The 23,589-nt window shown below is 35.5% G+C and carries 27 protein-coding genes; all 27 read left to right on the top strand.

The window, feature by feature from the left end:
- Positions 1-51 precede the first annotated feature (51 nt).
- The 27 genes from sucC (at position 52) to ABC346_RS14785 (ending at position 23,519) form a co-directional block, all read left to right on the top strand.
- Positions 52-1,212, top strand: a complete 1,161-nt coding sequence (gene sucC, locus ABC346_RS14915) for an ADP-forming succinate--CoA ligase subunit beta (protein ID WP_413235593.1) — start codon at positions 52-54, stop codon at positions 1,210-1,212.
- A 44-nt stretch (positions 1,213-1,256) separates the two neighbouring features.
- A complete protein-coding gene (gene sucD / locus ABC346_RS14910; protein ID WP_413235592.1) occupies positions 1,257-2,159 on the top strand; it encodes a succinate--CoA ligase subunit alpha in 903 nt (300 codons plus the stop codon).
- Between the two features lie 113 nt (positions 2,160-2,272).
- Positions 2,273-3,160: a DNA-processing protein DprA gene (dprA, locus tag ABC346_RS14905; RefSeq protein WP_413235591.1), complete on the top strand. Its 888-nt coding sequence runs from the start codon at positions 2,273-2,275 to the stop codon at positions 3,158-3,160.
- Between the two features lie 102 nt (positions 3,161-3,262).
- Positions 3,263-5,341, top strand: a complete 2,079-nt coding sequence (gene topA / locus ABC346_RS14900; RefSeq protein WP_413235590.1) for a type I DNA topoisomerase — start codon at positions 3,263-3,265, stop codon at positions 5,339-5,341.
- Positions 5,342-5,453: 112 nt separating this feature from the next.
- Entirely contained in the window at positions 5,454-5,774 is a 321-nt protein-coding gene (locus ABC346_RS14895; protein ID WP_413235589.1) for a hypothetical protein, read from the top strand.
- Positions 5,775-6,055: 281 nt separating this feature from the next.
- Positions 6,056-6,973 (top strand): tyrosine recombinase XerC, encoded by a 918-nt coding sequence (xerC, locus tag ABC346_RS14890; RefSeq protein WP_413235588.1) that lies wholly within the window; start codon positions 6,056-6,058, stop codon positions 6,971-6,973.
- Positions 6,974-6,983: 10 nt separating this feature from the next.
- Positions 6,984-7,529 carry an ATP-dependent protease subunit HslV gene (hslV, locus tag ABC346_RS14885; RefSeq protein ID WP_413235587.1) on the top strand — a complete coding sequence of 182 codons (546 nt, stop codon included), beginning with the start codon at positions 6,984-6,986 and terminating at the stop codon, positions 7,527-7,529.
- Between the two features lie 17 nt (positions 7,530-7,546).
- The gene (gene hslU / locus ABC346_RS14880) at positions 7,547-8,944 is read left to right on the top strand and encodes an ATP-dependent protease ATPase subunit HslU (RefSeq protein ID WP_413235586.1); all 1,398 of its coding nucleotides are present in this window, start codon (positions 7,547-7,549) and stop codon (positions 8,942-8,944) included.
- Positions 8,945-8,971: 27 nt separating this feature from the next.
- Complete coding sequence (codY, locus tag ABC346_RS14875; RefSeq protein ID WP_413235585.1) at positions 8,972-9,751, top strand: GTP-sensing pleiotropic transcriptional regulator CodY; 780 nt, start codon at positions 8,972-8,974, stop codon at positions 9,749-9,751.
- A gap of 435 nt (positions 9,752-10,186) precedes the next feature.
- Positions 10,187-10,579: a flagellar basal body rod protein FlgB gene (gene flgB, locus ABC346_RS14870; protein WP_413235584.1), complete on the top strand. Its 393-nt coding sequence runs from the start codon at positions 10,187-10,189 to the stop codon at positions 10,577-10,579.
- Position 10,580: 1 nt separating this feature from the next.
- Complete coding sequence (gene flgC, locus ABC346_RS14865; RefSeq protein ID WP_413235583.1) at positions 10,581-11,036, top strand: flagellar basal body rod protein FlgC; 456 nt, start codon at positions 10,581-10,583, stop codon at positions 11,034-11,036.
- Positions 11,037-11,052: 16 nt separating this feature from the next.
- The gene (fliE, locus tag ABC346_RS14860) at positions 11,053-11,361 is read left to right on the top strand and encodes a flagellar hook-basal body complex protein FliE (protein WP_413235582.1); all 309 of its coding nucleotides are present in this window, start codon (positions 11,053-11,055) and stop codon (positions 11,359-11,361) included.
- Positions 11,362-11,418: 57 nt separating this feature from the next.
- Complete coding sequence (gene fliF, locus ABC346_RS14855) at positions 11,419-13,008, top strand: flagellar basal-body MS-ring/collar protein FliF (RefSeq protein WP_413235581.1); 1,590 nt, start codon at positions 11,419-11,421, stop codon at positions 13,006-13,008.
- Positions 13,009-13,019: 11 nt separating this feature from the next.
- A complete protein-coding gene (fliG, locus tag ABC346_RS14850) occupies positions 13,020-14,033 on the top strand; it encodes a flagellar motor switch protein FliG (RefSeq protein WP_413235580.1) in 1,014 nt (337 codons plus the stop codon).
- On the top strand, positions 14,026-14,763 hold the full coding sequence (gene fliH / locus ABC346_RS14845; protein WP_413235579.1) for a flagellar assembly protein FliH: 738 nt from the start codon (positions 14,026-14,028) through the stop codon (positions 14,761-14,763). Before fliG ends, fliH begins: the two co-directional genes overlap by 8 nt.
- Positions 14,763-16,082, top strand: coding sequence for a flagellar protein export ATPase FliI (gene fliI, locus ABC346_RS14840; protein ID WP_413235578.1), 1,320 nt, complete (start codon positions 14,763-14,765; stop codon positions 16,080-16,082). The genes fliH and fliI overlap by 1 nt, the downstream gene beginning before the upstream one ends.
- Positions 16,082-16,528, top strand: a complete 447-nt coding sequence (gene fliJ, locus ABC346_RS14835; RefSeq protein ID WP_413235577.1) for a flagellar export protein FliJ — start codon at positions 16,082-16,084, stop codon at positions 16,526-16,528. Before fliI ends, fliJ begins: the two co-directional genes overlap by 1 nt.
- 5 nt (positions 16,529-16,533) lie before the next feature.
- A complete protein-coding gene (locus tag ABC346_RS14830) occupies positions 16,534-17,130 on the top strand; it encodes a MotE family protein (protein WP_413235576.1) in 597 nt (198 codons plus the stop codon).
- A 30-nt stretch (positions 17,131-17,160) separates the two neighbouring features.
- Positions 17,161-18,468, top strand: coding sequence for a flagellar hook-length control protein FliK (locus tag ABC346_RS14825; RefSeq protein WP_413235575.1), 1,308 nt, complete (start codon positions 17,161-17,163; stop codon positions 18,466-18,468).
- A gap of 12 nt (positions 18,469-18,480) precedes the next feature.
- Entirely contained in the window at positions 18,481-18,969 is a 489-nt protein-coding gene (gene flgD, locus ABC346_RS14820; RefSeq protein ID WP_413235574.1) for a flagellar hook assembly protein FlgD, read from the top strand.
- Complete coding sequence (locus ABC346_RS14815; RefSeq protein WP_413235573.1) at positions 18,969-19,337, top strand: TIGR02530 family flagellar biosynthesis protein; 369 nt, start codon at positions 18,969-18,971, stop codon at positions 19,335-19,337. The genes flgD and ABC346_RS14815 overlap by 1 nt, the downstream gene beginning before the upstream one ends.
- A gap of 72 nt (positions 19,338-19,409) precedes the next feature.
- On the top strand, positions 19,410-20,264 hold the full coding sequence (gene flgG / locus ABC346_RS14810; protein ID WP_413235572.1) for a flagellar basal body rod protein FlgG: 855 nt from the start codon (positions 19,410-19,412) through the stop codon (positions 20,262-20,264).
- A gap of 48 nt (positions 20,265-20,312) precedes the next feature.
- Entirely contained in the window at positions 20,313-20,531 is a 219-nt protein-coding gene (locus ABC346_RS14805) for a flagellar FlbD family protein (protein WP_413235571.1), read from the top strand.
- On the top strand, positions 20,524-20,943 hold the full coding sequence (gene fliL, locus ABC346_RS14800; RefSeq protein ID WP_413235570.1) for a flagellar basal body-associated protein FliL: 420 nt from the start codon (positions 20,524-20,526) through the stop codon (positions 20,941-20,943). The genes ABC346_RS14805 and fliL overlap by 8 nt, the downstream gene beginning before the upstream one ends.
- Positions 20,944-20,976: 33 nt before the next feature.
- Positions 20,977-21,969 carry a flagellar motor switch protein FliM gene (gene fliM / locus ABC346_RS14795; protein ID WP_413235569.1) on the top strand — a complete coding sequence of 331 codons (993 nt, stop codon included), beginning with the start codon at positions 20,977-20,979 and terminating at the stop codon, positions 21,967-21,969.
- Positions 21,959-23,134, top strand: coding sequence for a flagellar motor switch phosphatase FliY (fliY, locus tag ABC346_RS14790; RefSeq protein ID WP_413235568.1), 1,176 nt, complete (start codon positions 21,959-21,961; stop codon positions 23,132-23,134). Before fliM ends, fliY begins: the two co-directional genes overlap by 11 nt.
- A gap of 22 nt (positions 23,135-23,156) precedes the next feature.
- Positions 23,157-23,519 carry a response regulator gene (locus ABC346_RS14785; RefSeq protein ID WP_011065969.1) on the top strand — a complete coding sequence of 121 codons (363 nt, stop codon included), beginning with the start codon at positions 23,157-23,159 and terminating at the stop codon, positions 23,517-23,519.
- Positions 23,520-23,589: the final 70 nt, after the last annotated feature.

The following is a 23,589-nucleotide window of genomic DNA, read 5'->3' as shown; positions in this document are numbered from 1 at the left end:
TCATTTTTTTAATACAATGGAAATGCATTGAATTTGATAGGAGGATGGAAGATGAACATTCACGAGTATCAAGGTAAACAAGTTTTACGGGAATATGGGGTTAAGGTTCCTAACGGCTATGTTGCATATACAGTGGACGAAGCTGTACAAGCTGCGGAAAAACTTAGCACATCTGTAAACGTTGTCAAAGCGCAGATTCATGCTGGTGGCCGTGGTAAAGCAGGTGGAGTTAAAGTTGCAAAAAGTCTTGAAGAAGTTCGTACATATGCGGATGAAATATTAGGAAAGACATTAGTAACTCATCAAACTGGACCTGAAGGAAAAGAAGTAAAACGTTTACTAATTGAAGAAGGCTGTGACATTCAAAAGGAATATTATGTTGGGGTAGTATTAGATCGTGCGACTTCTAGAGTTGTTATGATGGCATCAGAAGAAGGTGGAACTGAAATTGAAGAAGTTGCTGAAGCGACTCCAGAAAAAATCTTTAAAGAAGTAATTGATCCAGTAGTTGGATTAACACCTTTCCAAGCTAGAAGACTAGCATTTAATATTAATATTCCAGAAGAATTACTAGGAAAAGCAGTTAAATTTATGACTGCTTTATATGATGCCTTCGTTGCGAAGGATTGCTCTATTGCTGAGATTAATCCATTAGTAACAACTGGTGATGGTGAAGTACTAGCGCTTGATGCAAAATTAAATTTTGATGATAATGCACTATATCGCCATAAAGATATTCAAGAATTAAGAGATTTTGAAGAAGAAGATGAAAAAGAGATCCAAGCCTCTAAGTATGACTTAAGTTACGTATCTCTTGATGGTAATATCGGGTGTATGGTAAATGGAGCAGGACTAGCTATGTCTACCATGGATATTATTAAACATTATGGCGGAGATCCGGCTAACTTCCTTGATGTAGGGGGCGGTGCTACTGCAGAGAAAGTAACAGAAGCATTTAAGATTATTCTTTCAGATAAAAATGTAAAAGGTATTTTTGTTAATATCTTTGGTGGAATCATGAAGTGTGACGTTATTGCTGAAGGTGTTGTAGAAGCTACAAAACAAATTGGTTTAGAGATTCCACTAGTTGTACGTCTTGAAGGTACAAATGTTGATGAAGGTAAGAAAATTTTAGATGAATCTGGCTTAAACATTACTTCTGCAACCTCTATGGCTGATGGAGCAGAAAAAATTGTTGCTGCAGTAAAATAAACGTAATAAACCGAGAACTTTACGATAGGAAAGGACGGACGAAAATGAGTGTTTATATTAATAAAGATACAAAAGTGATTGTCCAAGGAATTACCGGTGGAACTGCACGTTTTCATACAAAACAAATGCTAGATTATGGCACTAAAATTGTTGCAGGTGTAACGCCTAAAAAAGCAGGTACAGAAGTTGAAGGAGTCCCAGTATATAATACGGTAAAAGATGCTGTCGATGCTACTGGTGCGACTGCTTCAGTTATTTATGTTCCAGCACCATTTGCAGCAGATGCTATTATGGAAGCAACAGATGCAGAATTAGATCTTGTTATCTGTATTACGGAACATATTCCAGTGTTAGATATGGTAAAAGTAAAACGTTATATGGAAGGTAAGAAGACACGTCTAGTTGGGCCTAACTGTCCGGGTGTCATTACTGCAGATGAAACAAAAATAGGTATTATGCCTGGATATATTCATAAAAAAGGTCATATTGGTGTTGTTTCTCGTTCTGGGACATTAACGTATGAAGCTGTACATCAATTGTCAGAAGCAGGTTATGGTCAAACTACTGCAGTCGGTATCGGTGGAGACCCTGTGAATGGCACAAACTTTATCGATGTGTTGGATGCATTTAACCAAGATCCAGAAACAGAGGCAGTAATTATGATTGGTGAAATTGGTGGCACTGCTGAAGAAGAGGCTGCTGAATGGGTGAAAGCTAATATGAATAAACCTGTAGTAGGCTTTATTGGCGGAGCAACAGCACCTCCAGGTAAACGTATGGGACATGCTGGAGCAATCATTTCCGGTGGAAAAGGTACTGCTGATGAAAAAATCCGTACAATGGAAGCTGCCGGTATCAAGGTAGCAGATACTCCTGCAGTTATGGGAGAAACAATGATTGAAGTATTAAAAGAAAAAGGCTTAGATGAAAAGTGTAAAACACATTAATTAAACAATAGAGATTGGGATATCTTGTGACAGACGATGATAAAAAATTGGCTCGTTTGGATTCTTTTGTCCCAATCTCTATTTCCAATATACTAGTTAAAGGAAGTGGTAGCTTGGAATTATTGAAAACAAAAATTGTACATCTCTCTAGATGTCGGTCTATTACTCGGCAATTACTCCGTAACATTCTTCAACATGATCCTTCATTAAATAAAACCTATCAATCCTCTGCAAATCAACTTTCAGGTTGGTTAAATATTTCCTTGAAAAAAGCTGAATATTTTTATTCAGATCTTCATAATGTAGCTTTACAAAAACAAGTAATTAAGGATATGCAACTTTATCAAACCGTAACCATAGTTGACGAATATTATCCACCTATGTTAAATACTATTAAGGATGCCCCAATCGTTTTATATACAATTGGAGATGTAGGCATTTTAAAGAAATTACCTAGCTTAAGTGTCATTGGAACAAGAAAACCTACATCACAAGCTCGAAGAAAAATGGATGTTATTTTGCCCTTATTAATTCAACGCGGTTGGGTAATCGTAAGTGGTATGGCAAGAGGTATTGATAGTTTTGCTCATCAGATGGCTTTATATCAGAATGGAAAAACAATCGCTGTCTTAGGGGGAGGATTTCATCATATATATCCAAGAGAGCACCTACCATTGTTTCGAGAAATAACACAAAAAGGATTAGTAATTACAGAATATCCACCTGATCAACCACCGAAACGACATCAATTTCCAGAAAGAAATCGTATCATCAGTGGATTAACGATGGGAACACTTGTTATTGAAGCAATGGAAAGAAGCGGTACACTTATTACTGTAGAACAAGCGCTTGATCAGGGAAGAGAAGTATTTGCAGTGCCAGGTAATCCTTGGGTGCAACAAACAAAAGGCTGTCACCAAATGATTCAAGATGGTGCAAAATTAGTCCAAGAATCGAAAGATATTATCCAAGAATATGAAGGAATTTTACTTGAAAATTAAAAATGTTTTAGTTGAAGTGTTTGACAAAACAGAAATCTATATTTAGTATTAGTAAAGATTTCATTACGTAAAATTGTCAACCTCATTTTGGGAGGAAGGTACATGTCAGATTATTTAGTTATCGTTGAATCACCTGCAAAAGCAAAAACGATTGAACGATATTTAGGAAAAAAATATACCGTAAAGGCTTCCATGGGTCATATTCGTGATTTACCCAAAAGTCAAACAGGTGTAGATGTCGAAAATAACTTTACACCAAAGTATATAACCATTCGTGGTAAAGGTGATATTCTCAAAGAATTACGTAAAGCAGCTAAGAAAGCAAAAAAAATCTATCTTGCTGCCGACCCGGATAGAGAAGGGGAAGCGATTGCTTGGCATCTTGCATATATTTTAGGTGTTGATCCATCCTCTAATTGTCGAGTCGTATTTAATGAAATTACGAAAGAGGCAATTAAAGAATCTTTCAAGCATCCACGACCAATAGACTTGGATTTAGTAGATGCCCAACAAGCTAGAAGAGTGCTGGATCGATTGGTTGGCTATAATATTAGTCCATTACTATGGAAAAAAGTAAAAAAAGGACTTAGTGCGGGAAGAGTACAATCGGTTGCTCTAAAGATGATTATAGACCGCGAAAAAGAAATACAAAATTTCAAACCGGAAGAGTACTGGTCTATAGATGCCAAATTCCAAAAGGATAAAGAAATATTTGAAGGTTCTTTCTATGGAATAAAAGGTAAAAAGGTAGCTTTGAAAAACGAACAAGATGTGAAAGATATTAAGCAACAATTAAACGGAAAAACATTTACAGTTGATAAGGTTAAAAAAAGGGAAAGAAAAAGAAATCCAGCCTTACCTTTTACTACCTCATCTTTACAACAAGAAGCTGCTAGAAAATTAAATTTCCGGGCGAAGAAAACGATGATGATTGCCCAACAGTTATATGAAGGTATTGACCTAGGGAAAAAATCCGGAGGGATTACAGGTTTAATCACGTATATGCGTACTGATTCTACTCGTATATCAAACTCTGCAAAAGAAGAAGCAAAGAACTATATTAAAGATAATTATGGAGAGAAGTATTTAGGTAAACAAGGATCAACGAAAAATAAAGAAGGTGCGCAAGACGCTCACGAAGCGATTCGACCAACTTCTGCTATAAGAGATCCGAAAACTTTAAAGAATACTTTATCTAGAGATCAGCTGCGTTTATATAAACTGATTTGGGAACGGTTTGTAGCTAGTCAAATGGCTCCAGCAGTAATGGATACAATGACTGTACATTTACTAAACAATAACATTGAATTCCGAGCAACTGGATCAAAAATTAAGTTTAAGGGTTTCATGAAAGTTTATGTGGAAGGTAATGATGATAACAAGAAGACGGAAGATAAGTTATTACCTGAATTAGAAGAAGGTATGCTAGTCGATTCGAAAGAAATCAAACCGAATCAACATTTTACCCAGCCACCTCCACGTTATACAGATGCTCGTCTTGTTCGAACAATGGAAGAAATAGGTATTGGCAGGCCGTCTACTTATGCACCTACACTTGATACGATTCAACGTAGGGGTTACGTATCGATGGATAATAAAAGATTTGTTCCGACTGAACTTGGGGAAATAAAATGTGAACTAATGATTGAATTTTTCCCTGAGGTAGTCGATGCGGACTTCACAGCAAAAATGGAAGATGATTTAGACTCTATTGAAGAAGGAAAGATAGAGTGGAAACAAATTATTGATAGTTTCTATAAAGACTTTAAAGTAAGACTTGATAAAGCAGAAGACGAGATGGAAAAAGTTGAAATAAGAGATGAACCAGCAGGAATCGATTGTGAGAATTGTGGTCATGAAATGGTCTATAAGATGGGAAGATACGGAAAATTCCTTGCTTGTTCAAACTTTCCGGAATGTCGTAACACGAAACCGATCTTAAAAGAAATTGGTGTTGATTGCCCGAAATGTAACGAAGGTAATGTGGTTGAAAGAAAATCAAAGAAAAAGCGAACATTCTATGGATGTGATCGGTTCCCTGAATGTGATTTTGTTTCATGGGACAAACCAATTGCTAGAAAATGTCCAAAATGTGAGTCTATGCTAGTGGAGAAAAAGAATAAGAAAGACACTCAGGTCCAGTGTACAAATTGTGAATATAAAGAAGTAGCTCAGACTTAATTGTATGACTTGTAGAGTTGGAATAGCTCCTCTCTATAAGTCTTTTTTGTCTTAATACGTTTTACTTAAATATGCAATGGGAATACTGACGTATAGAAGGAGTGGATTAAAAGTGGATACTCACAATATATATTATGTAGCCATTGATACGAAGGAAATTAGAACTTTTTCTGTTCCAGACAATGAAATTGAATTTGAAATTAAAGCAACAGATGAACAAATATTGGAAATAAGGGAAATATTTTCTCGCCTTGAAAAGGAATCAAAAAATGCAATGAAATATATTGGACTGAAACCTTTTGATGAATGGGGAGTTGATGATGAACGAAATAATTATAAACAAGATATTAAAAACCTATTTTTGCTATTAAATAAGCTAGGAACGGAAGATACAAAAAGAAAATTATCAGAAATGGGTATAAACAATCCTTAAAAAGGAAATATAAAGACTATATCGTTCACAGAATATTCAACAATATCAACTTTTTATATGTTTATAAGATTTGTTATTTGACTATGAGCTATTTTATTATTATAATCACTCTTTGGTAAGGTAAAATACTTTACACACGACAATCGGCTATCTTGCAACAACATCTTTGCAAAATCATTAAGATTGTATATCATTCTGAATTTTGTTACAATTTAGTTAAGTTCATTGCTTTATCGGTTAGAGTGTGTTATTATTTATTCGCTGTGCAATGAGGTGAAGATATGAACCCATTAGAGTTATATATAGATACATTTGTAGAGTATCTGCAAATTGAAAAAAATGCTTCACCTTATACCGTGAAATATTATCGGAATGATCTGGAAATTTTCGCGGATTTCCTTCGTTCGGAGGGAATAGCTCATATTGCAAATGTGACATATAAAGATGTACGCATTTTTCTAACTTCTTTATATAAGCAAGAACTTAGTCGTAGGTCCGTTTCAAGAAAGATATCAACCTTAAGAAGTTTTTACCGTTTTCTAGAAAGAGAAAGTTATGTGGAAGGAAACCCTTTTGTACAGTTACATCTGCCGAAAACGAGTAAACCGGTTCCTGGTTTTTTATACCAAGAGGAATTGGATAAATTGTTTGAAGTTAACGATATAACGACTTCATTAGGGCAAAGAGATCAAGCTTTATTAGAGATATTATATGGAACTGGAATTCGTGTCAGTGAATGCCAAAACCTTCGTTTACAGGATGTTGATTTTTCAATCGGTACTATCTTTGTTCGAGGGAAAGGACGTAAAGAACGTTACGTGCCATTTGGAAGTTTTGCTGAAATAGCGTTAGAGACCTATCTTCAAGAAGGAAGAAATAAGTTACTGCAAAAAAGTAATTCAGACACAGAATTTATTTTCCTAAATTCGCGTGGAGGTCATCTAACCACTCGAGGAATTCGTACCATTTTAAATAAAATCGTCGAAAGAGCCTCTTTGACTGTACATGTACATCCTCATAAGTTGAGACATACATTTGCAACGCATTTATTAAATGAGGGTGCTGATTTAAGATCTGTACAGGAGTTGCTCGGCCATGAAAGCCTATCCTCGACACAAATATATACGCATGTGACAAAAGATCATTTGCGGGAAGCTTATATGAAAAGTCACCCAAGAGCTAATGGGAACAAAAGGTGAGGTGAGGGTAATGACAATGGAAATGCATGCGACAACTATTTTTGCTGTACAGCACCAAGGTCAAAGTGCCATGTGTGGAGACGGTCAAGTAACATTAGGAAACTCCGTTGTAATGAAACACAAGGCTAAAAAAGTTCGAACACTCTATAATGGAAAAGTTCTTGCAGGGTTTGCTGGTTCGGTAGCGGATGCGTTTACCTTGTTTGAAAAGTTTGAGACCAAGCTACAATCATTTAATGGAAATTTAACAAGAGCTTCGGTAGAACTAGCTCAAGAATGGCGCTCAGATAAAGTACTTCGTAAATTAGAAGCAATGTTAATTGTGATGAATAAAGAACATATGTATCTGGTATCTGGAACTGGTGAAGTAATTGAGCCTGACGATGGTATATTAGCTATTGGATCAGGTGGAAATTATGCTTTAAGTGCTGGAAGAGCGCTTGTCAGACATGCTGATAATATGTCAGCTGCAGATATTGCTCGTTCGGCATTAGAGGTTGCAGGAGAAATATGTGTGTTCACTAATGATCAAATAACGTTAGAAGTACTTGAATAAAAGGAGGCTATCCATCAATGGGAATGGATTATACCCCAAGGCAAATTGTTGAGCAGTTAGACCAGTTTATTGTTGGTCAAAGGCAAGCAAAAAAATCAGTAGCGGTTGCACTTCGTAATCGTTATCGGAGAATGAAATTAGATGAAGGGTTCCGTGATGAAATTGTCCCTAAAAATATTCTCATGATTGGTCCAACCGGTGTAGGAAAAACAGAAATTGCTAGAAGACTTGCGAAATTGGTAGGAGCACCTTTCATAAAAGTTGAGGCAACAAAATTTACTGAGGTTGGTTATGTTGGTAGAGATGTAGAATCCATGGTAAGAGATTTGGTTGAAATGGCTGTCCGAATGGTAAAAGAAGAGAAAATGGCTGGAGTAATGAGTGAAGCTGAAGAAGAAGCGAATAAAAAGTTAGTAAAATTATTAGTTCCTGAATCTAAAAAGAAGCCAGCTATGAAAAATCCATTTGAAATGTTATTCCAATCAGATGAATCCAATGGAGATGACGAAACGACGGAAGAAGATTCACATGACGAAATTCGTTCAAAACGAAAACGAATCGCTCATCAATTATCTCTCGGAGAGCTTGAAGATCATCTTGTTTCTGTAGAGATTGATGAAGTTCCCCCATCCATGTTTGATATGTTACAAGGATCGGGTATGGAGCAAATGGGAATGAATATGCAAGATGCATTTGGTCAGTTTATGCCAAAGAAAAAGAAAAAAAGAAAATTACCAGTTTCGGAAGCTCGAAAAGTACTCACGCAGCAAGAAGCTCAAAAGCTTGTAGATATGGATGAAGTGGCTCAAGAAGCTGCTGCTCGTGCAGAAGGATCTGGTATTATCTTTATTGATGAGATTGATAAAGTAGCTGGTAAGCAAGAGAATGCAGCAAATGTATCCAGAGAAGGAGTTCAACGGGACATTTTGCCAATTGTTGAAGGTTCTACTGTTGTAACAAAGCACGGAGCTGTAAAAACAGATCATATGTTATTTGTTGCTGCTGGTGCTTTTCATATGTCAAAACCTTCTGATTTGATACCTGAATTACAAGGAAGATTCCCAATTCGGGTAGAACTTGAAAAATTAACGGTGGAAGATTTCAAACGTATTTTAACGGAACCTTCTAATGCTTTAATTAAGCAATATCAACTTATGCTGCAAACAGAAGGTATAAATGTTGAATTTACTGACGAGGCTATAGAAAGGCTTGCAGAAATCGCTTATCAAGTAAATCAAAACACAGATAATATTGGTGCTCGACGATTACATACGATATTAGAAAAACTTTTAGAAGATTTATCGTATGAAGCACCAGAAGTTACAATGGAAAAAATTGAAATTACGGTTGGTTATGTCGATGATAAACTATCATCTATTGTTCAAGATAAAGATTTAAGCCAATTCATACTATAATTTAAAATATTGAATGGAGGAAATATCATGGATTTATTAAGTAGAGCAAGAAAAATCAATGCAATGTTACAAACAGCAACAGGAAAGTCAGTGAATTTTAACGAAATGTCTGCATCATTACGCGACGTTATTCGTGGGAATGTGTATATTGTAAGTAGACGCGGAAAGTTATTAGGGTTTGCTGTAAATCAAGAGATTGAGAACGAGCGTATGAAGTCTATGTTAGAAGAGCGTCAATTCCCAGAGGAATATACAAAAGGATTACATGATATTCGTGAGACTACGCCAAACTTGGACATCGAAAGTACTCATACAGTGTTCCCTGTAGAAAACAAAGAATTGTTTAAAGATGGACTTACCACAATTGTTCCGATTATCGGTGGTGGAGAACGTCTAGGTACGTTAATTCTAGGAAGAGTTAACGAAAGCTTTAGTGATGATGATTTACTATTAGGAGAATATGGTGCAACAGTAGTCGGAATGGAAATTCTTCATGAAAAAACAGAAGAAATAGAAATGGAAGCACGTAGTAAAGCTGTAGTACAGATGGCGATTAGCTCGCTTTCTTACAGTGAATTAGAAGCTATTGATCATATCTTTGAAGAACTTAATGGTAAAGAAGGATTGCTAGTTGCGAGTAAAATCGCAGATCGAGTTGGAATTACTCGTTCTGTAATTGTGAATGCACTACGTAAATTAGAAAGCGCTGGAGTAATTGAGTCTCGTTCACTAGGTATGAAAGGTACGTATATTAAAGTACTAAATGATAAATTCTTAGTAGAATTAGAAAAGTTACGCACAAGATAAAGTGAGCTACCTTCGTAAAGGTAAACAAACGATATCTTATGTGGGTAATTAGTATATAATGTAAAATTTTCACAAATATGTAAAGGAGTCGATGATTATCGACTCCTTTTTTTGTTATACTTAAATTATGGTTTGTAGGTAATAAAACCCGGTATATTTGACTAATCATATACATAATTTTTCCAGTTTACCTTTAAATGTTTGATATTTTTCCATTTATTACCATTTTTTATTAGCGAAAATTGTCGTGTTCTGCACTTGATTACAAAAAAAGGAAAATCATTGTGATAAAAGACCTAGTTAATTATGGTCATTTTTGTTTCATATTAAGGAAAATGTCGAAAATACATAGACTTTGTAAAACATATAACTTAAAATATTCGTATCAGCATAGGAATTTTTGGGTGTTAAAATAATGAAGGAGTTGATTAAGAGGTGGACTTATTTTCAGGTACTATATCTAAATTAGAACACTCATTAGATTTTTCAACAGCAAAGAATAATGCAATTTCTAATAACATTTCAAATGCAGACACATCCGGGTATAAATCGCAAAATGTTGTTTTCAAAGATAGTTTAGAAAATGCAATGTCTACAATAGATGCGAAAAGAACAAACGATCGTCATTTGTCATTTGATCAAATATCCATATCACCTTATCGATATGTTACAAATCACTCTACGACTTATAACCATAATGGGAATAATGTTGATGTTGATAAAGAAATGGCTGAACTGGCGAAAAATCAAATCTACTATAACGGTTTGATTGATCGAATAAATGGTAAATTTGGAAGTCTACAAACTGTAATTAGAGGAGGTAACTAGAATGTCCATATTTAATTCTATGAATGCAAGTGCTAGTGGATTAACAGCACAGCGATTAAGAATGGATGTTGTTTCTTCTAATGTTGCTAATGCTCAATCTACTAGAGCAACGATAAATGCAGACGGGGAATTTGAACCATATCGTAGAAAAATGGTTACTTTACAATCAGATCAAAATCAATTTAAGAATGTTTTAAAACATGCAACTTCTTCTACATCTACTTCAGCTTCAGGTGTGAAGACAACATCTATTACGGAAGATGATGAACCATTTAAATTAGTGTTTAATCCTCAGCATCCGGATGCGAATGAACAAGGGTATGTCGAAATGCCTAATGTAGACCCTTTAAAAGAAATGGTTGATTTAATGAGTGCGACTAGGTCCTATGAGGCGAACATAACAGCTTTTAATGCTAGTAAAGGTATGTTAATGAAAGCACTAGAAATTGGTAAATAGATAAGGAGTGAATGATATGACTGTACCAATTATCAATAATAACGTCACTCCGATTCAATCGGTCGGATCGGATGGAAAAGTAAAACAATCAGCTAGTGAAGCACAAGCAAATTTTGCTTCTACTTTAAAAAATGCAATTGAAGACCTAAACCATATTCAATTAGAATCGGATAAAAAAACAGAAGCATTTGCAAGTGGAAAGATTGATGATTTGCATGATGTTATGATTACTGCGCAAAAATCGAGCGTAACGCTTGAAACTACTGTTCAGATGCAAAAGAAAGTGATTGACGCATATAACGAAGTAATGAGAATGCAAGTATAACTTAGTGCATTTCATTGAAATTTTTTTAATTTATATGTGTTGTAGTGGGGGAAATATATGAAGGAAAAATTTTTAAAAGGGAAGGATTCTTTAACGTCATTTTGGACATCTCGTTCCAAAGTTCAAAAGGGAAGTGTTATTGGGGGATTTCTTCTAATCATATTACTAATTGGTGTAATTACTTTTGCATCGACAAATACAAACTATGTACCACTCTATAACAATTTATCAACACAAGAAGCAGGCCAAATTACAACGGAATTAGAATCTCGAGGTGTTCCTTTTGAATTAGAAAATGGACGATCGACGATTACTGTTCCAGAAGAACAGGTTGATACATTGTTGTTAGATTTAGCAGCCATGGGACTTCCCAATAATGGTAGCATTGATTACTCATTTTTTAGTGAAAATACCTCTTGGGGAATTACGGATAATGAGTTTAATGTAATGAAGTTAGATGCCATGCAGACAGAACTTGCGAATTTAATCAAAAGTGTTGAAGGAATTCAAGATGCGCAAGTAATGATCAATGTTCCAGAAGAACCGGTATTTGCCACGGATGTAACAGGTGAAGCAAGTGCTTCGATTGTTCTAAATACACAACCGGGGTATCAGTTTGAAGGGAACCAAGTAGAAGGGCTGTATCATTTAGTTTCAAAAGCAGTACCCAACTTACCGGAAGAAAATATTGTGATTATGAATCAATACTTTGAGTATTTTGATCAAAATACTCAGCAAGCAGCAAATCAGGATACATATACACATCAACAAACAGTAAAAAAAGAAGTGGAAAGAGATATACAACGTAGATTACAACAAATGCTAGGTACGATGGTAGGCAATGAAAATATCGTTGTATCTGTTACAGCAGACATAGATTTCACACAAGAGAATCGAACAGAGGAGTTAGTAGAACCGGTAGACATAGAAAATATGGAAGGCTTACCGGTTAGCTTAGAAACTATACAAGAATCCTATGTAGGAGAAGGTGCAGCAGAAGCTGGAGAAGCAGGCACTGGTGAGGAAGATGTAGCTAACTATCCAGCCGGTGATAATGGAGACGGAGAGTATGAACTAGATAAAGAAACAATTAATTATGAGTTTAATCGAATTCGTCGTGATATCGTGGAAAGTCCTTATAAAGTTAGAGATTTGGGTATTCAAGTTGCTGTCAACAATACGAGAAATGTAGATGATCAGGTAGAGTATCTCTCACAACAAGAGCAGACGTCTGTAGGGGAAGGAATTAGTTCTATTTTAAATTCGATTATAACTTCGTCTATCGATGGGGAGTTCAACGAAGATTTAGTACCTGATGATAAAACCTCAATCGTATTTCAAGAATTCACAGAAACTACATCACCAGGTCCAGAAGGTACAGCTGGAATTCCAACTTGGCTATATGTTGTAGCAGGAATTTTACTACTCGTAATTATTGTATTGTTGTTCTTCTTAATTCGAAATCGAAAGACATCCGATGAAGTAGCAGAAGAGTATGAAGAAATAAACGATCAAACCCCGATACCAGATTTGCCAGAAAAAGAAGAATCAGAAGCTACTATCAGAAGGAAACAACTAGAGAAAATAGCAAAAGAAAAACCAGAGGATTTTGCAAAACTTTTACGAAGCTGGATTGGTGAAGATTAGGAGGATGTGAAGTGGCTAGAACAAAAGGTACATTAACGGGTAAACAAAAAGCGGCAATTCTTCTAATATCTCTAGGGCCAGACGTTTCTGCACAAGTATATAAATACTTATCGGAAGAAGAAATTGAAAAATTAAGTCTTGAAATCTCTTCTGTAAAAAAAGTTGACTCCAATTTAAAAGAAGAGGTTTTGGAACAATTTCATCAAATTGCCCTAGCGCAAGATTATATTACTTCTGGAGGTATTGGATATGCGAAAACGGTATTAGAAAAAGCATTCGGTAAACAGGAAGCATCTAATATCATTAATCGTTTAACATCATCATTGCAAGTTAGACCGTTTGATTTTGCGAGGAAAGCAGACCCTCAACAAGTACTTAATTTTATTCAGGGAGAACATCCACAAACGATTGCACTTATATTATCTTATTTAGATCCTGAACAGGGTGGACAAATACTTTCCTCTCTACCGCAAGAACTGCAAGCTGATGTTGCTAGAAGAATTGCTACGATGGACTCAACATCACCTGAGATAATTAATCAAATTGAACAAGTGCTGGAAAAAAACATTTCTTCATCTGTAACCGAAGATTATACTCAAACAGGTGGAATTCAAGCAGTAGTAGAAGTGTTAAACGGTGTAGACAGAAGTACAGAACGAACAATATTAGATGCGCTTGAAATTCAGGATCCTGACTTAGCTGAAGAAATTAAAAAACGGATGTTTGTCTTTGAAGATATTGTTATTCTTGATAATCGTGCGATACAGCGTGTCGTACGTGAAGTAGATAATGAAGACCTTCGTTTAGCATTAAAAGTTGCTAGTGAAGAAGTAAAAGATATTGTATTTCAAAATATGTCAGAGCGAATGGCGCAAACCTTTAAAGAAGAGATGGAGTTTATGGGACCAGTTCGGTTACGAGATGTCGAAGAAGCTCAAACTCGTATCGTAGGATTGATCCGAAGACTAGAGGATATAGGTGAAATTGTAATTGCAAGAGGTGGAGGAGACGATATCATTGTCTAATCAAACAAAGCAAATTTCAATCCGATCAATTGAATCTATTGTTCCACAACAATTTGAACCTGAACAAACAGAAGAAATTATTTCACAACACGTACAACAAAAAATACAAGAAGAGAAAAAATATTTGCAATCGATTCAAGAAAAACAACATTCGTTGATTCAGGAAACAAAAGAAAAAATAGCTGCAGCACAAGCACAGTGGCAAGAGGAAAAGCAAAAACTTATTGAAGAAGCAAAACAAGTTGGCTATCGAGATGGATACGAACATGGAAAACAAGAAGGTTACGATTCTTACAAAGAAAAATTAACCGAAGTAAATAATATTGTAGACGCAACAATTAAAGATTATCATAGTGAACTTGATAAAAGCACGGAAACAATATTAGGACTATCCGTGTTGGTCGCTGAGCGAATATTAGAAAATCAACTTACGGAGCATCCGAGTGAATTTTTAAATATTGTGAAAGCTGCGGTTCACGATATAAAAGGTCAACCAAAAGTATCTATCATTTTACATCCAACATATTATGAACTTGTTTCTACACATCAAATGGAATTACAACGCATGCTTGGTAAGGATAGTAAACTGGCTATATATGTGAATGAAGATTTGAAAGAAACGGATTGTATAATTGAACATCCGTTCGGGCAAATTGAAGCTAATATTGATAGTCAACTGACGAAGATTCGTGAAGCTTTAATGGATTACTTGATGGAGACGAAAGCATAATGATAGATCAATACAGAGAAGTTATAGCTAAAGTAGATACGTATAAACGTTATGGAAAAGTAATCAGAGTTGTGGGACTAATGATAGAATCTGAAGGCCCAACTGCTAATATTGGAGAGGTTTGCTATATAAAGACTTCTCCAAATACGGATCATGCTTTATTAGCAGAAGTTGTCGGGTTTCGAAATGAAAAAATAGTATTAATGCCTTATACAGAGGTTACTGAAGTTGGTCCAGGTTGCCTTGTTGAAGCAACAGGGAAACCTTTAACAGTGAAGGTTGGCAGAGGGTTGATTGGAAAAGTTCTAAATTCATTAGGAAAACCGTTAAATGAGACAGAAGAACTTCCGAAGGGGTTAGCTAATTTTATGACTGAGCAAGCTCCCCCAAATCCCCTTGAACGTCCGCCGATTCGAACGCCGTTACAAGTTGGAGTAAAGGCAATTGACTCTTTACTTACAATGGGAGAAGGACAAAGAGTTGGCTTATTTGCAGGAAGTGGAGTAGGTAAAAGCACACTTCTTGGGATGATTGCAAGAAATAGTAGTGCAGATATAAATGTGATTGCATTAATTGGTGAGCGGGGAAGAGAGGTTCGAGAATTTATTGAAAATGATCTCGGGCCAGAAGGATTAAAGAAATCAATTGTAGTTGTTGCAACTTCTGATCAGCCTGCGCTAATGAGAATAAAAGGGGCTTATACCGCTACTGCGATTAGTGAATATTTCCGGGATTTAGGTTATAAAGTTAACTTAATGATGGATTCAGTAACTAGGGTTGCAATGGCACAACGTGAAATTGGACTTGCTGTTGGTGAACCACCAACAACCAAAGGTTATACGCCTTCTGTTTTTTCCATATTACCTAAACTTTTAGAGCGTACGGGAACGAACGCTAATGGAACAATCACTGGATTTTATACTGTGTTGGTAGATGGTGATGATATGAATGAACCGATTGCAGATGCGGTTAGAGGAATTTTAGATGGGCATTTCATTCTTGATAGAAAGTTAGCAGAGCGAGGACAGTTTCCAGCAATAAATGTACTGAAATCAATTAGCAGAGTTATGAATGTTATTGCCAATCAGGAACATAAGGAGCAAAGTCAAACATTACGCAAGCTGTTATCTACCTATGAAGAGAACCAAGAGTTAATTACGATTGGTGCATATAAAAAAGGAACTAATCAAGAGATTGATCAAGCTATCAGTTTTCAACCTTATATTCAAGAATTTTTAAAACAAGGTATACATGAAAAACGGACGTTTGATGAAACAATACAAATGATGAAGAATCTACTACATGGAGGGGTGTCCTAATGGTAGAAGTAGTTGGTTTAAATAGAATAAGAGAGATTAGAGAGAATGAAAAAAAGGTTGCTCAATCAGATTATAATCAATCAATGGAAACGTTCGAAAAAATAGCAACCGAACTCTATAACTTGTTACGAACAAAAGAGAATGCAGAGGCTTCATTTGAATCGTATATCCAAACTACAACTTCAATTGAAAAAATCAAGGAACAAGCCACCTATATTGAAAAATTAAATCAGCGCATTCAAAGTGTTCAACTTCTTGTACAACGAGCAAGAAAAGACATGGAAATAAAACAAGAAAAACTATCAAACGCCTATGTTGAAGTAAAGAAGTTCGATAAGATTATTGAATTTAAACAAAAGAACGAAATAGAGGAAGCGAAAAGAAAAGAAGCGAATTGGATGGATGAGATGTCCATGCAACAATATTTAAGCCATAAGTCTAGGTGAATATTATGAACAATAATGAAGAAAAGAAAAAGATGAATCCTTTTATCTTGGTGTTATTTGCAGGTGTCATTCCACTATTTGTTGTTGCTATATTAGCTGTTTTTGTTCTAGAAATGGCTGGGGTTGAGGTGGTTGATTGGGCAAAAGAAAAAACAAGTAATGTCCCAATTGTCGGTGAGATGATTAAAGAAGATCAACCTACTCAGGAATCTTCAAAAGAGTTAGAGACGGCACAAGCAAAATTGCAAGAAAAACAAGATGAAGTAACAGAATTAGAAAATTCTATTGGAGATTTAGAATCTACTATAAAACAATTAGAAGATGAAGTCCTTCGCCTTGAACATCGAAATGAGTCGAACAATAACACAGAAGAAAATCAGAATCCTGAAGAAGAAGTTGCGAATGAAATGATTCAATCATTTACAGAGATGAAAGGAAAGCAGGCTGCTCAAATTCTTGAATCAATCGACGATGATCAATTAGTTGTTCGTATCTTACGAGGAATGGAACCCGCTGATCGCGGAGAAATATTACAACGAATGACGAAAGAAGAAGCAGCCAAATATACCGAACTCGTTATGAAAGCATTGGAGAATGAATAACCAACTATCTATTTGAAAGGAGGTGAATAAATGAATGTCATGATGTTACAAGCATTACAATATATGCCAAGTTCGCCAAAATCTCATTCATCTTTATCCAATACGAAAACAGAAAACTTTCACGATCTACTAGCGAATACTTTTTCTGAAAGTAACGGATTATCAATGGATAAGGATATTGGATTGATTTTAACTGAAAAACTAGTGAATGAGAAAGTTCCTGAAGAATTATTGCAATTTCTACAAGAGACCGGTTTATATGATTCGTTGATGAAGCAAGTGCAAATGGTGCTCTCAAGCAGTGTAGAAGATAATGATACTTTAGTACACATTGAAGAGTCGATAGCTGAATTAAATGTAGAACAATTAGCTTATCAAATCCTTGCTGACCATGATTACTTTCGTGCATATGTGGATAAGTTAGTTTCGTCAAATAACCCTAGTTTGACAAAAGATGTTGCACAAGAAACTGGAAAAATAAACTTGTTGACGCCGAAACAAATACAACTGACAGCGATGGAATTGTTACAAAACGTTTCGAATAAAGGGGATGTTCATGTGATTGCCCCTAAGATAGCATCATTGCTAGAACAGTGGTATCAACAGTTAAATAATCAGCAAATGAAATTACAATCAACACAACATACACAGAGTCTTATGTTTACTCAGATTAATGCTGCTAATGAACTCGAATTAGATGGAATTTGGTCCAAGCTCTTACAGATAAGTGATCAATATAATCAGCAGAAAAATGTACCGAAAATAACATCAACAGATGTCAGTCAGTGGTTAAGTAAGCTAATCGATCTCGATAAACCTGTTACTTATACGTCAATGAATCAATCCGTACCGATTTCTAAATTGGAGCAGTTTTATATTCATTTAAATTCAAATTCTGTAAATCAGACTCAAGAACAACAAATGATCGATAAATTTAAACAAATTATACAATCTAATAAGTTGCAAAACTTCTGGAATGGAAGTAGTGGATTATCCATCAAGCTAAGTCCGGATCAATTGGGAGATATGACGATAAGAATGGCGCAAATAAATGGAGAAATGACTGTGAAAATATTGGTTTCTTCCATGGCGGCAAAAGAAATGCTTGATTCAAATTTACATCAATTAAGAAATATCTTCTCACCACATCAAGTTATTATTGAAAAACAGGATGTATCCATGAGTGCGACTAACTTACAGGAATCTAAAGATAGCACAGATGATCAACTTAAGGAACAGATGAATGGTTCTAATCAACAAACAGATGAAGATGAAAAGGATGCTGGCACATACGATTTTGAAGAGTTTATGGCGGAATTACTCAATGAACAAATTTAGGTAGGTGAAAAAATGACATCAATTGATTCATCGTTATATTTAAACAACCAACAGAAAGTACGCACCCCTAGTCAAGAATTAGGAAAAGAAGAATTTTTAAAATTATTGATGGTCCAGTTGCAAAATCAAGACCCAACTAGTCCAATGGACGATTCACAATTTATGTCACAGATGGCAACTTTCTCATCCCTGGAACAAATGATGAATATGTCTAAGTCCATTGAAATGTTAGTAAATAATTCACTCGTATCTCCTGTCCTTCAATACAGTCACATGATTGGAGAAGAAGTCTCTTATATGACATTTGATCAAGAAACAGGAAAAGAAACAGGCGTAGAAACCAGCAAAGTTGTTGGAGTGACTCAGCACGAAGGTTGGGCTGTTTTTGAACTGGAAAATGGTGAACGTATTTATGCAGATGCAGTGATACAAGTCGGGCAGTCGAACGACGGCAACTCAGATGATTCAGATTCAGGTGATGAAGAGGAAAGTGATCAATAATGGATCATCGTATTTATCAGACACCACCATTTGTTGTACCACCTACGAAAACGAGTCAATCTCAAAAACAATCAACGGTCTCATTTAAAGATGTCCTGCATGAACAAAGTCAATTAAAGATAAGTAGGCATGCTTCGGAGAGAATGCATGAACGCAATATCTCAATAGATGATAAACAATGGGAATTGATCCAAGGAAAGATGCAAGAAGCGAAAGAAAAAGGAGTAACTGATTCTCTTGTTGTGTTAAATGATGCAACACTTGTTGTAAGTACAAAGAACAATACAGTGGTAACGGCAATGAATCGTGATGAATTTGCAAGTAAGATCTTTACGAATATTAATGGAACAATATTAATTCAAGATTAAGCTGGACCCTTAGGGAAGCTTAAAAAACTGCAGAATGACAGATGCAGAATAAATAATAAAGGGGAAATGATTATGTTACGTTCAATGTATTCAGGTATATCTGGAATGAAAAATTCACAAACGAAATTAGATGTTATTGGTAATAATATCGCTAACGTTAATACAGCTGGTTATAAAAAAGCAATGGTAAACTTCCAAGATATGATGAGTCAAACAACTTCTGGTGCGCAAGGAGCGACAGCAAATAGAGGTGGAGTAAATGCCTCACAAGTAGGCTTAGGATCAACAATAGGTGCAATTTCAAATATTCATACACAAGGGTTCCAACAAGTAACAAATAATCCATTAGATTTTGCTATTGAAGGTGATGGAATGTTTGTGCTGGTAGAAGGCGTGAATGCCAATGGAGGAGCAACCAATATAGACTTAGATAATGTTACTACTGCGTATTCCCGCGCTGGGAACTTTTTCTTAGACGATAATGGAAACATTGTAAATGCTCAAGGATTGTATTTAGTTGGTTTTGTTGGTGATCCGGCACAGGAATCAACAATAAATATCCCAGAGACCGCACAAAGTTTCAGTGTACAGTCCAATGGAACAATCAACTATATTGACGCAAATGGAGATACACAAGTGGCTGGTCAAGTAGCTTTAGCTTCATTCTCGAATCCATCTGGATTACAAAAAGCAGGAAATAATTTATATTTAGATTCACCGAATGCAGGGCTAGCAGAACAACTATACGCACCGGAATCTGATAATCTTGGTGCTTCCGTTGTCAGTGGTTCATTAGAAATGTCAAATGTGGATCTGTCTGAAGAATTCACAGAAATGATTACAGCACAACGTTCATTCCAAGCGAATACTCGTATCATTACTACTTCGGATGAAATTTTACAAGAACTTGTAAACCTAAAACGATAAAAGGGAGGTAGGGAGTAGCGACATAGCTTCGTTATTCCCGCCAAACAAATGATTCATTTAACGAGATTAAATAATGAAAAGTTCGTTTTAAATGCTGTCTATATCGAACAAATACAATCGTTACCAGATACAACAATATCATTAATAAATGGAAAGAAAATTGTTGTAAAGGACAATGCAAATGACGTACTTCATCAAGTTACAAGTTATTATCAAACGATTGGGTTGCAACAATTATCTTCTAAGGTAGGTGAAACAGATGAGTAAACTTATGAAAACGATGATTACTTCTTTAGTAATTCTACTAGCAGGTGCGATTACAGCATTAGTAATAGTTATAAATATTAGTACACCGGAAAAAGTGAGTGGAGAACAATCCATTGATGACATGGTGGAATATTCATTCGAATCGCCTGAAGTTACGACAGATTTAGAGGATGGAGCCTTTGTTCGTGTCCAATTTCAAATTATTACAGACAGTGGTGACGCTAAAAAAGAATTAGAGAAACGAGATTTTCAATTGAAAAACATCTTAATAAAGGAATTAGCAAAAAAGAATAAAGAAGATTTTCAAGCTGGTTTAGGAGATATTGAAGAAGCTCTAAAAAAAGAATTAAATAATTTAATGACCGAAGGCAACGTTACTGAAGTCTATACGATAAGTAAGATCCTTCAATAGAAGCTAGCTCCTGCTAGGAGGTGAACGTACTACATGGATGAAGTTTTATCACAAAATGAAATTGATGCTTTATTATCCGCCATTTCTTCAGGTGAGATGGATGCGGATGAGTTAAAAAAAGAAGAGGAAGAGAAAAAAGTCCGCGTTTATGATTTTAAACGTGCACTTCGTTTTTCGAAAGATCAAATTCGAAGTATCTCTCGGATACATGAAAATTATGCTAGAATGCTAACAACTTTTTTTGCTACACAATTACGTAGCTTTGTTAATATTTCTGTTACATCTGTTGATCAAGTACCATATGAAGAATTTATTCGCTCTATTCCGAAGAAAACGATCCTTAATTTATATAGTATGGAACCTTTGGATGGTAATTTGATAATGGAAATTAATCCTAATATTGCTTATGCATTACTTGACCGTTTACTCGGCGGGAAGGGCAGCACGATTACAAAAGATGGAAATTTAACAGAAATAGAGAAAACATTGCTTATGCAAATGTTTGAAAAAGCAGAAGACGCATTAAGAGATGCGTGGAGTTCCGTTGTGGATATTGAACCTGCACTAGAAGAATTTGAAGAAAATCCACAGTTTATGCAAAAAATTGCTCCTAACGAGACAGTAGTTGTCGTATCTCTGACAACAATTATTGGAGAAGCAACAGGAATGATTAATATTTGCATTCCACATGTAATTTTAGAACCAATTATTCCAAAACTGTCCGTGCATTACTGGATGCAATCAAAATCGAATAAAGATGAACAAGCTTATGGCAAAATGCAGCAAAATTTGAAGAGGACAGAGGTTGAATTAAAGGCTGTTCTTGGGCAAACAACAATATCAATTCATGATTTTCTCCACTTTCATCAAGGGGACATCATTTCGCTTGATCAACCAATTGATGCGCCATTACTGTTATCAATATATGATCAACCGAAGTTTTTTGCACAACCAGGTAAATTCAAAAATAAGATGTCTGTTCAAATTTTAGAAGAAATTAAAGGGGTGAATGAAGATGATGAATGATGGAATGCTTTCTCAAGATGAAATAGATGCACTACTAAAAGTATCTGAGGATGATTCTGATAAACCATCGAATGAAGAAACATCACAAGCCTATTTATCTAGCATCGAAATTGATGCTTTAGGAGAGATTGGAAATATCTCATTTGGTAGTTCCGCAACAACATTATCCACATTATTAAATCAAAAAGTAGAAATTACGACACCAAGTGTTGAAGTAATTGAAAAAGCTGATATCGATAGCGAAGTTACGTTTGAACCTGTCAGTGTACAAGTTAATTACATAGATGGATTTTCTGGTAAAAATGTATTTGTGATAAAAGCGCATGATGCAGCAATCATTGCTGATATTATGTTAGGCGGAGATGGAACTACTCCAGATGAAACATTGAATGATATTCATTTAAGTGCTGTCCAAGAATCGATGAATCAAATGATGGGGGCAGCTGCAACTAGTATGTCTACTGTATTTGATATGAAGGTAGATATATCACCTCCTGAAATTATAAATGGGATTGAAGACAATGCTGATACAGTCGTATTTGATGAAGATGTTTACGTAAAGGTGTTTTTCAGATTAATGGTAGGAGATTTGATAGATTCCAATATGATGCAATTAATTCCATTAAGTTTTGCAAGACAACTTGTGGATCAATTATTACATGCTCCTACAGAAGAAGCTGCCGTACTAGAGCTTGAAAAAACGGCTTCAGAGGTTCCGCAACCTGAAGTGGATAATAGAATGGGGAATGAAGATATAACCCCATCTTATAACCAACAGCCAGCTAAAGAAGAAGTACAGAGGGAGACAAATTATTTAGGTAATGCGTCTGTTTCCAGTAACCCAACTGTACAAGAAGCGGCATTCTCTAATTTTAATAATCATCCATTGTCAAAACAAGAACACAGAAACTTGGACATGCTATTGGATGTTCCATTAAAAGTTACAGTCGAACTGGGAAGAACGAAACAATCGATAAGTGATATTCTTGATCTATCAGCGGGGTCGATTATTGAATTAGACAAACTAGCAGGTGAACCAGTTGATATACTAGTAAATGAGAAACTAGTTGCTGAAGGTGAAGTAGTTGTTATCGAAGAGAATTTCGGTGTAAGGGTAACGGATATTATTAGCCAATCCGATCGAATTAAAAACCTAAAAAAATAAATGATTGAAAGGGAGATTAAGAATGGGACAACGAATATTAATTGTGGATGACGCAGCTTTCATGCGAATGATGATTAAAGATATTTTGACAAAAAATGATTTTGAAGTAGTGGATGAGGCGCAAGATGGAAACGAAGCGATTGAAAAATTTAAAGAACATAAACCTGATTTAGTAACGATGGATATTACAATGCCAGAAAAAGATGGTATCAGTGCGTTAAAAGAAATTAAGCAATTTGATTCAGAAGCAAAGATAATTATGTGTTCGGCGATGGGTCAACAAGCGATGGTGATTGATGCCATCCAAGCAGGGGCGAAAGATTTTATTGTAAAACCATTCCAAGCAGATCGTGTAATTGAAGCTATTCAAAAAGCGTTATCTTAAAAGTGAGTTGAGTATAGTGAACTTCAATAGAATCTTACTAACATGGGGAGCAGGGATACTTTTTATTTTA

Source organism: Oceanobacillus phoenicis, assembly GCF_047238145.1.
In the GTDB taxonomy this organism is placed as follows: Bacteria; Bacillota; Bacilli; order Bacillales; family Amphibacillaceae; genus Oceanobacillus.
Note: the sequence above shows the minus strand (reverse complement) of the source record. Positions and strands in the feature narration are given on the sequence as shown.